Origin of the sequence: Streptomyces swartbergensis (assembly GCF_002148965.1) — a bacterium.
Lineage (GTDB): Bacteria > Actinomycetota > Actinomycetes > Streptomycetales > Streptomycetaceae > Streptomyces > Streptomyces swartbergensis.
This window is the reverse complement of the sequence record NZ_NGFN01000632.1, coordinates 1-2,091: the sequence shown is the minus strand read 5'-3', so window position 1 is coordinate 2,091 and position 2,091 is coordinate 1. Positions and strand designations below refer to the sequence as shown.

At 69.6% G+C, this 2,091-nt stretch carries 2 protein-coding genes and 1 pseudogene; 1 reads left to right on the top strand and 2 read right to left on the bottom strand.

What is annotated here, in order from left to right; translation table 11 throughout:
• Both CA983_RS43045 and CA983_RS43040 read right to left on the bottom strand, forming a co-directional pair.
• Positions 1-400: SCO4983 family protein (locus CA983_RS43045; RefSeq protein ID WP_086606041.1), on the bottom strand; the 400-nt coding region annotated here is incomplete at its 3' end.
• Positions 401-512: 112 nt separating this feature from the next.
• On the bottom strand, positions 513-1,724 hold the full coding sequence (locus tag CA983_RS43040) for a pyridoxal phosphate-dependent aminotransferase (RefSeq protein WP_086606040.1): 1,212 nt from the start codon (positions 1,722-1,724) through the stop codon (positions 513-515).
• Between the two features lie 126 nt (positions 1,725-1,850).
• Here CA983_RS43040 and CA983_RS47410 point away from each other — a divergent pair.
• A pseudogene (locus CA983_RS47410) lies at positions 1,851-2,091 on the top strand (hypothetical protein); the annotation flags it as partial.

Genomic DNA, 2,091 nt, shown 5'->3' with positions numbered 1-2,091 from the left:
GCTCCAGGGCCGCGGCGTGCGCGTCCATCCGCTCGGCGGCCAGGATGGCGCTCGCCGTGTCGGCGCGGGAGGCGGCGACGACCAGTGCGCGGCCGGCCAGGGCGTGTGCCCGCCGGTGGAGGGCTGTCGCGCTGCGCTCGCGGCGGGTGCCGCTCATCGGCGCGCGGACCGGTGCGCGCCCTCCGCGCAGTCGGCCCACCTGCTCCGCGAGCCGCTCCGCCGCGGTGTCCAGGTCGGCCGAGGACTCCGTCGCACGCAGCTCGTCCGTGACGGCGAGCAGGGCGGCGAGATGGCCGGCGAGCTGGATGTCCAGCTCTTCCTCGCGGGAACGGTGGGGAAAGTCGGGGTTGGGGCCGTCCACCGTGCTGTGGACCGACTTGGCACGGATCGGTTCGTACATGGGAGGGCCTCCTGAGTGCTTACAGGAAGCCATCCTAGCTTAGATTTCGTCTAAAGTTGAGTTGTTCACAAAACCGGACTGACTGCGCACGTACCGTGAGCGAGGTGCCCCGTCAGGCCTGGCTGTAGCCGTCCAGGAAATGCCCGATCCGGCCCACCGCGTCCCGCAGGTCCCCGACGGTCGGCAGGGTCACCACCCGGAAGTGGTCCGGCTCCGGCCAGTTGAAGCCGGTGCCCTGGACGACCATGATCTTCTCGCGCCGGAGCAGGTCCAGGACCATCCGCCGGTCGTCCTTGATCTTGAAGACCTTGGGGTCGAGGCGCGGGAAGAGATACAGCGCCCCCTTCGGCTTCACGCAGGTCACGCCCGGGATCTGGGTCAGCAGCTCGTAGGCGACGTCCCGCTGCTCGCGCAGCCGGCCGCCAGGCAGCACCAGGTCGTTGATCGTCTGGCGTCCGCTGAGTGCCGCGACGACGCCGTGCTGTCCCGGCATGTTCGCGCACAGCCGCATGTTCGCCAGGATGGTCAGGCCCTCGATGTAGGAGTCGGCGTGCGCGCGGGGCCCGGAGATCGACATCCAGCCGACGCGGTAGCCGGCCACCCGGTACGCCTTCGACATGCCGTTGAAGGTGAGGGTCAGCAGGTCGGGGGCGACGGCGGCGGTCGGGGTGTGCGTGGCGCCGTCGTAGAGGATCTTGTCGTAGATCTCGTCCGAGCAGACCAGCAGGTTGTGGCGGCGGGCGATGTCGGTGAGCCCCTTGACCATCGCCTCGTCGTAGACGGCGCCGGTCGGGTTGTTGGGGTTGATGATCACGATCGCCTTGGTGCGGTCGGTGACCTTGCGCTCGACGTCGGCCAGGTCCGGCATCCAGTCGGACTGCTCGTCGCACCGGTAGTGCACGGCGGTGCCGCCGGACAGGGAGACGGCGGCGGTCCACAGCGGATAGTCCGGGGCGGGCACGAGGACCTCGTCCCCGTCGTCCAGGAGGCCCTGCATCGCCATCACGATCAGCTCGGAGACGCCGTTGCCGATGAAGACGTGCTCGACGTCCGTCTCGATGCCGAGGGTCTGGTTGTGCATCACCACCGCGCGGCGCGCGGCCAGCAACCCCTTGGCGTCTCCGTATCCATGCGCCGAGGACACGTTCCGGAGGACGTCCTCCAGGATCTCGGGCGGACACTCGAAGCCGAACGCGGCCGGGTTGCCGGTGTTCAGCTTGAGGATGCGGTGACCGGCGGCTTCCAGCCGCATCGCCTCCTCGAGCACCGGGCCCCGGATCTCGTAACAGACGTTGGCGAGCTTGGTCGACTGGATCACCTGCATGTCTGGGAGCTTACGGCCCGGTATTGCGTCACGGGCCGTGTTTTCCGCCACGTGAGACGCGTCGGTTTGGGCGGATATCGCCGCCCGCTGTCCCACCAGCACCGTTGATGTCTAGAATTCGCCGCCATGTTCAGGCCATCCGAGTACGCCGACCGAGCGACGAGCGGCGAGCCCCAGGGCCCGCCGAACGTGTACGTGCCGCAGGCGGACCCGCCCCCGGCGTACGACGCGTACCCCGATCCGGCGGCGGCGCACGGATGGGAGGACGTGTACGACCCCCAGGACGCCACGCGCGGCATGGGCGACACACGTGAGCTGCCGCCGGATCGGGGTACGCGTCGTACGCCGGGGGCGGGTCCGCCTGCGG